Origin of the sequence: Arthrobacter sp. ISL-48 (assembly GCF_018613805.1) — a bacterium.
GTDB lineage: Bacteria > Actinomycetota > Actinomycetes > Actinomycetales > Micrococcaceae > Arthrobacter.
Genome location: NZ_JAGGPL010000036.1, coordinates 1 through 5,146, shown reverse-complemented (window position 1 = coordinate 5,146; position 5,146 = coordinate 1). Strand labels below are relative to the sequence as shown.

General features: G+C 67.9%; 3 protein-coding genes and 1 pseudogene. All 4 read left to right on the top strand.

The window, feature by feature from the left end; all coding sequences use genetic code 11:
- The first annotated feature begins 235 nt into the window (after positions 1 to 235).
- Positions 236 to 1,651: a bifunctional glycosyltransferase family 2/GtrA family protein gene (locus J7E83_RS20925; RefSeq protein WP_214966087.1), complete on the top strand. Its 1,416-nt coding sequence runs from the start codon at positions 236 to 238 to the stop codon at positions 1,649 to 1,651.
- Positions 1,648 to 3,987: a glycosyltransferase family 39 protein gene (locus J7E83_RS20920; RefSeq protein ID WP_251044287.1), complete on the top strand. Its 2,340-nt coding sequence runs from the start codon at positions 1,648 to 1,650 to the stop codon at positions 3,985 to 3,987. The genes J7E83_RS20925 and J7E83_RS20920 overlap by 4 nt, the downstream gene beginning before the upstream one ends.
- 94 nt (positions 3,988 to 4,081) lie before the next feature.
- Positions 4,082 to 4,304 (top strand): annotated as a pseudogene (locus J7E83_RS21665) (glycosyl transferase); the annotation flags it as partial.
- Positions 4,305 to 4,755: 451 nt separating this feature from the next.
- The coding region (locus J7E83_RS20915; protein WP_311379850.1) for a recombinase family protein at positions 4,756 to 5,146 on the top strand (391 nt) is incomplete at its 3' end.

Below are 5,146 nucleotides of genomic sequence, written 5' to 3'. Positions count from 1 at the left end.
ATCGTCGAGGACATCCTGTTCAACCTCAACAAGGAGCAGGGCATCACCCTGGTCATCGTTACCCACGACGAAGAGCTGGCCGCACGCTACGACCGCCGCATCTACATCCGCGACGGCGTCCTCGCCGAATCCCACGCAAGGATCGCAGCATGAAAAACATTGACGTGATCAGCTCGCACAGGAGGAGCACAGCTAACGCCCAAGCCCTGCATATTCAGCGGAGCCATCGTTGAGCATGAGGAACCCAAACCAGGTGACAGCCCAGCGGCAACACCAGATCGCGAACGGCATTTCCGCGAGGCTCCCCGTGCCCCGGCGCTCCCGGGTGGACACCGGATCGGGCAGGCCAGTTCTGGACGTAACGATCCCGGTATTCAACGAGGAGAGGGATCTGGAAGAGTGCCTGCGCCGGCTTCACGGCTACCTGTTGGAGAGCTTCGCGCATCCGTTCCGGATTACCGTGGCGGACAACGCCAGTACGGACGGAACCCTGAGGATCGCCGAGCGCGTGGCCGGCGAACTTCCGGAGGTTACCGTCGTGCATTTGGCCCAGAAAGGCCGGGGCAACGCCCTGCGAAGGGTGTGGCTCGCCTCCGATGCACCGGTGCTGGCCTACATGGACGTGGACCTGTCGACGGATCTGGCGGCACTGGCGCCCTTGCTGGCGCCACTGATCTCCGGCCATTCGGACCTGGCCATCGGCACGCGGCTCACACGCAACTCCCGGGTGGTCCGCGGTCCCAAGCGCGAATTTGTTTCACGTAGCTACAACCTGCTCCTGCAGGGCGTCATGGGCGCCCGCTTTACTGACGCGCAGTGCGGCTTCAAGGCCATCCGCGCGGACGTAGCACGCCGGATCCTTCCTTACACGCAGGACAATGCGTGGTTCTTCGATACCGAACTGCTGGTACTCGCCGAGCGGTGCGGCCTCCGCGTCCACGAAGTCCCGGTGGACTGGATCGACGACCCGGACTCCAGCGTCGACGTCGTCCAGACCGCCCTCGCTGACCTGCGCGGCATGGCACGCCTGACCGGGGATCTTGTCTCCGGACGCATCCCGGTCCCTGAGCTCCGGGCGGCCCTTGCCCGCGGGCCACTCCCTGCGGCCGCCCGCTACACCGAGCAGAACCGCCGCAGCAGCCTCCTCGGCCAGCTGGTCCGGTTCGGTGCGATCGGCGTCGTCTCGACGCTGGCGTATCTGCTGCTCTTCCTGGCCTGCCGCGGCTTCATGGACCCCCAGCTGGCGAACTTCCTCGCCCTCCTGTCCACCGCCGTCGCCAACACCGCAGCCAACCGCCGCTTCACGTTCGGCATCCAGGGCGGGAGTTATGCCGCCCGGCACCACTTCGAAGGGCTGATTGTCTTCGGGCTGGGTCTCGGGCTCACGTCCGGTGCGCTGGCCCTGGTGCACGGCATGACGACGCCGGGCCGCTGGAGCGAACTGGCCACTGTCACGGCGGCCAACCTCGCCGCTACCGCGCTGAAATTCCTGCTCTTCCGCCTCTGGGTGTTCCGCAAGCCGGGGCCGCCTGCCATCCCCGACGGCCGCCCCCCGGAAACCGGCCCCGCTGAGATCGCTTCCAGCACTGCTTCCATCGAACCTTCCAGCACGGCGACCCTGTCGCCCCGGACAGACAAGGCCAACTCATGACCTCCACCCTGAACCCCGGCCCGAGCCCGCAACACCCGGAACCGGCCGACACAACCCAAGGGACCCTGGAAGGAACCGCTTCCGACGCCGGCACACGGCACGGATTCCCGCAGCCCGGGGCAGGGCATCCGGACCGTACCCGCGCGGCGCGCCCCTCCCGGGGCGGGTGGTCCGGACTGCGCAGCCGGGGATGGAAGGGTCTTGCCTTCGGCGACCAGCCTCGCTGGGTCCGCCCGTCCGCCGCGGGCCTCCTGGTGGCCACGGCGTTCCTCTACCTCTGGAATCTTGCCGCCAGCGGCTACGCCAATACCTTCTATGCGGCGGCCATCCAGGCCGGCACCAAGGACTGGACCGCACTGCTCTTCGGCTCGCTCGACGCCGGCAACGCCATTACCGTCGACAAACCCCCGGCCGCGCTGTGGATTCCAGCACTCGCCGGCCGGGTCTTCGGCTTCTCGGCCACCAGCATGCTGGTGCCCGAGGCCCTCATGGGTGTGGCCGCCGTCGGAATCCTGTACCTCACCGTGAAGCGGATCTCCGGGCCTGCGGCTGGCCTGCTGGCCGGGGCCGCCCTGGCGCTGACACCGGTGGCGGCACTGATGTTCCGCTTCAACAACCCCGACGCACTGCTGACTCTGTGCCTGGTGCTGGCCGCGTACCTCACCACCCGCGCCATCGAGAAGGCCGGCTGGAAATGGCTGGCCGCCGCCGGCGCAGTGGTGGGCCTTGCATTCCTGAGCAAAATGCTCCAAGGTTTCCTGATTGTTCCCGGCCTGGCCCTGGCCTACCTGTGGGCGGCCCCCACAACCCTCGGCAAGCGGTTCCTACACTTGCTGGCCGCCGCGGCCGGGATCGTGGTGGTGGCCGGCAGCTACATCGCCCTCTTCCAACTCACCCCAGCGTCCGACCGGCCGTACATGGCCGGGTCCGAGGGAAACAGCATCCTGGAGCTGACCTTCGGGTACAACGGCCTGGGCCGCATCACCGGTTCCGGTGAAGGCGGCGGCGGCATGCCCGGCTTCGGTGCGGGCGGCATGCCCGACGTCGGCGCGGGCGGCGGCATGCCCGGCTTCGGTGCGGGCGGCATGCCCGACGTCGGCGCGGGCGGCGGCATGCCCGACATCGGCGCGGGCGGCGGCATGCCCGACATCGGCGCGGGCGGGGGCATCGCCGGGTTCGGCGGCACGGCCGGGATCGACCGCATGTTCGGTACCAGCTTCGGAAGCGAAGTCTCCTGGCTGCTCCCCGCGTCGCTGCTCCTGCTCGCGGCCGGACTATGGTTCACGCGCAGGCACGTCCGCACCTCGGCCAGGCGCGCCGCCTTCATCCTGTGGGGCGGCTGGCTCCTGGTCACGGCAGGGATCTTCAGCTTCATGAGCGGCATCGTCCACGCGTACTACGCAGTGGCGCTGGCCCCCGCCATAGCGGCCATCGTGGGCATCGGCGGGGCAGAGCTTTGGCGCCGGCGGAGCGATTGGCTCGCAAGGAGCGTGCTTGCGGCCACGGTACTCGGGACGGGGATCTGGTCCACATTGTTGCTGGGCAGGGATGCATCCTGGCTGCCGTGGATCCGGATTGCCGTCATCGTCCTTTCCGTCCTGGCCGCAGCAGCATTGCTGCTCAGGGCAGACCGGCTAACGCTTGGTGCCGGCCGGTTCCGGCACGCGGCCGCAGCAGGGGTCGTCGTTGTGTCAGTCTTGGCAGGCGGTCTGGGTGCCGGTGCGTGGACGCTGGCGACGGCCGCGACGGCCCACTCGGGTTCCATCCCGACGTCGGGCCCGTCCGGTTCGGCGATGGGCGGCTTCGGCGGAGCCGGTGCCGGCAACCCGGCGGCCCGTGGTGGCCGCACCCCTGACGGTGCGGGGAGCGACGGCACCTCCGGCGCCACGGGGCCGGATGCCGGCACCGACCCCGCCAGCGGCACCGCTGACGACAGTGTGGGTCCGCAGGCGGCAGGCGGCATGGCCGGACCCGGCGGCATGGGCGGCGAAAGCGCCAACAACAGCGAACTCAACGCGCTGCTCACCTCCAGTGGCACCAAGTGGTCAGCCATTGTCTCCGGCGCCACCCAGGCGGCCAACTTGGAACTCGCAACCGGGACCAGCGTGATCGCCCTCGGCGGCTGGAACGGCGGCGACCCCTATCCCACCCTGGCCCAGTTCCAGGAGATGGTGGCCAACGGGCAGATCGGTTACTTCATTGCCGGCGGCGGTATGGGCGGCGGGGGCGCCGCGGCGGGGGGCACTGGAAGCAACTCCGAGGTCGCAGCATGGGTCGCAGCCAACTTCACGGCCCAGACCGTCGGCAGCGCTTCGGTCTACAAGTTGAGCCAGTAGCAGCCATGTCAGCGTTTACCTTTCCAAGAAAGGGGCCTCTACCGTGCAAAGCCGGCCGGAGCAGGGCACGGACGGTGGGTCCGCGGCTGGGCGCCTGGGAGCCGTGCAGCACCGGCTCGAGCTCGGCGCCGTACTTCTCGCCACTGCGGTCCTGTATCTGTGGAATCTGGGCGCTTCCGGCTGGGCCAATCTGTTCGATTCGGCCGCGCGGTACAGGCCGGCTCACACAGGATTGGACCGCCTGGTTCTTCGGCTCTTCGGATGCCGCCAACTCCGTCACGGTGGATAAGCCGCGCGCGTCGCTCTGGATCATGGGGTAGTCCGTACGGCTGCTGCGGACGGGTCAACGGCAGATCCATTATTGCGAAAGCCGGCGGCTACGACCTATCGATCGCGCCAGCGCAACTTCAGCCCGGCCGCGCCGCACACGGAAAACAGCACCTCATGTGTTCGCACCAGGACGGTTCAGAAAAAGAAGCCGCTCTGCATCGTCCAAACCCGCAAACACTTCAGAGAGGAGGTGACATGAACAAGAGCACCCGAAACCTTGGAAGCCGGACGCCCCCGGTGGGACACTCCCCCACCAGTCCGAAAATGGGATGAGCTTCCTGTAGTCGGTGCATGTGGAGTTGTCCGGCGGGCGATGGTGAGCCTGCCGGTGGATGATGAAAATGGGGTCAGGCTGCCGGGGTCAGGGTCACGGTGTAGCCGGATCTGACCCGGCAGCTGGACGCACTGGCGGCCGCCGGCGTCAGTGAAGACATCTCTGTGGACAAGAAGTCCGGGGCCACCACGGACCGCCCAGGACTGAAGGACGCCTTACGTCACGCCAGGGCCGGCGACGTGCTCGTGGTCCACACCCTGGACTGGCTGGGCCGGACCGTGCGGGGCACCCTGAACATGGTCCCCGACCTCAGAGAACGCGGCGTAGGGATCCGCATACTGGCCGATCCCTGGACATCGACACCACCATGCCAGAGAGCCACATGGCGCAGCTGGCATTCGTCATGTTGGCGCTGTTCGGAGAGATGGAACGGACCTGCCCGGCCGAAAGGTCACCCGGGTGATGCCCAGATCCTTGCCGCCGGCCGGCGTTTGCTGAGGCTCTCGGTGATCCGTTCCCGCTTGATCTCCAGTTCCATAAGGGGGCTTAGTGCGT